This window comes from Thermus sp. (assembly GCF_040290245.1).
Lineage (GTDB): Bacteria > Deinococcota > Deinococci > Deinococcales > Thermaceae > Thermus_A.
The window spans coordinates 1-2,352 of record NZ_PSMQ01000114.1 but is presented as its reverse complement, the minus strand read 5'-3'; the positions used below and the strand labels follow the sequence as shown (position 1 = coordinate 2,352).

General features: G+C 64.5%; 4 protein-coding genes. 1 reads left to right on the top strand and 3 read right to left on the bottom strand.

Annotated features, from left to right (window positions below; all coding sequences use genetic code 11):
* The coding region (locus C4301_RS09855; protein WP_352414892.1) for a zinc-binding dehydrogenase at positions 1-182 on the top strand (182 nt) is incomplete at its 5' end.
* A 459-nt stretch (positions 183-641) separates the two neighbouring features.
* Here the strand turns inward: C4301_RS09855 and C4301_RS09850 are convergent.
* The 3 genes from C4301_RS09850 to C4301_RS09840 all read right to left on the bottom strand — a co-directional run.
* Entirely contained in the window at positions 642-1,406 is a 765-nt protein-coding gene (locus C4301_RS09850) for a 3-hydroxybutyrate dehydrogenase (RefSeq protein WP_352414891.1), read from the bottom strand.
* 10 nt (positions 1,407-1,416) lie between these two features.
* The gene (locus C4301_RS09845; RefSeq protein ID WP_352414890.1) at positions 1,417-2,139 is read right to left on the bottom strand and encodes an ABC transporter ATP-binding protein; all 723 of its coding nucleotides are present in this window, start codon (positions 2,137-2,139) and stop codon (positions 1,417-1,419) included.
* A partial coding sequence (locus C4301_RS09840) for an ABC transporter ATP-binding protein C-terminal domain-containing protein (protein WP_503012429.1) occupies positions 2,136-2,352 on the bottom strand: 217 nt, incomplete at its 5' end. The genes C4301_RS09845 and C4301_RS09840, both read right to left, overlap by 4 nt.

Here is a 2,352-nt window from a genome sequence, read left to right as displayed (position 1 = left end):
TGGCGCCCTTCCTCTCCGACCCCCAGGCCATGCTGGAGGCCACCCGGTTCCTCACGTCCCTGTTGGCCGCGGGCCATGTCAAGCCGGTAGTGGGCCGGGTCTTCAAGCTTGATCAGGCCGCCCAGGCCTTTGAGTACGTGCTGAGCCGAGCCAGCATGGGGAAGGTGCTGCTCGAGCCCTGACCCTCCCACTGCTAAAGGGCGTGGGATTCCTGGGCTCACCCCTGCGCTCGGTACGAGCGTCTTACGGGATGGGCCTTTCAACCCACCCCACCGCTATCGCACTTCGTCAACAGAGGTGACTTCCCATGCGCCCCACGGATGGATGTACGGCCTGGTTTTCGCCCTACCCGTCCTGAGGTCTACGCCGCGGGTTTTAGCCACCCGGCGTTTCGTGGAAAGAACCCCTTTTTCAAGAACCAGACCGGTATCCCCAGGGAGGGTTACAGCCCGCTTGCCGCCTACCACGGCATCCGCCCCTGCACGTCAGGTGGAGGAGTCCAGGGATCCCGCCGTACGCCCCCTGGACAGACCGCTACACAGGCTTCTTGATACGGCCGTTTCTTATCGAGGCGTGCGTGCGGTACAGACCCCCCGTGAAGCTCGAGCTGCACTGAGGGCCGGAGCCTTGAAACGGAGCCATTACCGCGCGGTCCAGCCCAGATCGATCACCTGAACGCTCCCCGTGATAGCGGAAGCCCGGTCGGAGGCTAGGAAGAGCGCGTACTCGGCCACTTCCTCCGGGGCGATCAGGCGCTTGATGGCAGCGGGGGCCAGCATGACCTTTTCGACCACGTCCTCTTCGGAGATGCCCAGGGTTCGCGCCTGGTCCGCGATCTGGCCCTCCACCAAGGGGGTGCGAACATAGGCTGGGCAGATGGCGTTGACTGTGATCCCGAAAGCCCCTGCCTCCAAGGCAACCGCCTTTGTAAGCCCCACAAGGCCGTGCTTGGCGCTTATGTACCCTGCCTTGTACGGACTCGCCACCAGTCCGTGGATGCTGGCGATGTTGAGCACCCGTCCCCAACCCCGGGCCCTCATGCCCGGTAGGAGATGCTTGATGAGCAGGAAGGGGGCTGTGAGCATCACCTGGAGCATCCTCTCCCAGACCGCTTCCGGAAAGTCCTCCACGGGGGCGATGTGTTGGAAACCCGCGTTGTTCACCAGGATATCCACCGGACCTAAGGCGAGCGCTTCGGCCGCAAGCCGCCTCACCGCTTCCGGGTCCGCCAGGTCGGCCGCGAGGAAGACCCCGCCCAAGGCCTCGGCCAAAGGGGCGGCGTCTTTTAAATCGTGCACGATCACCCGTGCACCCGCACGGGCGAAGGTCTCGGCGATGGCCCGTCCTATACCGCTGCCCGCCCCTGTGATTAGAGCGGTCTTGCCTTCTAGGCAGGTCGATTCCACAAGGCCTCCCTTAGGCCTGACTCCTCCACTCGCCCCCAATGCCGGTAAGGAGGCGGACCAGCCCAGGGTCCTTGCGCATCTCCTCCGCGGAGGCCGCGTGAACAACCTTTCCGTCGTCTAACACGTAGACCCGGTCCGCCACCTCCAGGGCCAGTCTGGCGTTTTGTTCCGCAAGGAGGGCGGCTGTCCCTTCCCGCTTTACTCGGAGAAGAACCTCCGCGACCAGCCGGACAACCATGGGCGCCAAGCCCTGGGAAGGTTCGTCCAAGACCAGGAGCCTCGGGTTTAGAAGAAGGGCTCGGGCGATGGCCAGCATCTCCTGTTCCCCTCCCGAAAGCTGGCGTCCCTTGTGGAAGCGCCGTTCGTAGAGCCCGGGAAACAGCTCATACACCCGGTCTGGGCTCCAGGGCCCCTTGCGCTTACCCGTGGCAAGGGCGAGGTTTTCCTCCACCGTAAGGTAGGGAAAGATGCGTCGCCCCTCTGGGACATACCCCACGCCCAGCATCGCGATCCTGTGCGGGGGCAGATGCGTGGCCTCGGTTCCCAGGATCTGGACCCGCCCCTTTCGGGGTGGGGTAAGGCCTAGAACGGACCGGAGGGTGGTGGTTTTCCCGGCCCCGTTCCGGCCTAGAAGGGCCACCACCTCCCCCTCGCCCACCTCGAGGCCCACTCCGTGCAGGATGTGGCTTTTGCCATAGAAGGTGTCCAACCCCTCGGCGACAAGCGCCTTCACCCCACCACCCCCTCCGTCCCCAGATAGGCTGCCTGGACCCGTTCGTCCCGGGCCACGTCTTCGGGTGTCCCCTCGGCCAGGACTTCCCCAAGGTGTAAAACGGTGATCTGATCGGCAATGCCGAACACGACCCGCATATCGTGCTCTATGAAGACGACCGTGACCCCTTCCTTCTCCCGTAGCTCCCGGATCAAGCGGACGGTGGCCAGGGTC